Raw genomic sequence first — 345 nt, 5'->3', positions numbered from 1 at the left:
CGATGGTGACCACGAACCTGTTCAGCCACCCGGTGTTCAAGGACGGCGGGTTCACCTCCAATGACCGTTCCATCCGACGCTTTGCCCTGTCCAAGGTTTTGCGGAACATCGATTCGGCCGCGGAGTTCGGCGCCGAGACGTTTGTGATGTGGGGCGGGCGTGAAGGCAGCGAATACGACGGGTCCAAGGACCTGGCCGCGGCCCTGGACCGGATGCGCGAGGGTGTGGACACCGCCGCGGCCTACATTAAGGACAAGGGCTACAACCTGCGCATCGCCCTGGAGCCCAAGCCCAACGAACCCCGCGGCGATATCTTCCTGCCCACCGTCGGCCACGGCCTGGCGT

At 64.9% G+C, this 345-nt stretch carries 1 protein-coding gene; it reads left to right on the top strand.

Annotated elements, in window-relative coordinates:
* Positions 1-345, top strand: a 345-nt coding sequence (locus AC5RT4_RS17765; RefSeq protein ID WP_494106623.1) for a TIM barrel protein, incomplete at both ends; no start/stop codon positions are given.

It is taken from the genome of Arthrobacter sp. sptzw42 (genome assembly GCF_059089685.1).
This window is presented reverse-complemented; position numbering and strand designations above follow the sequence as displayed.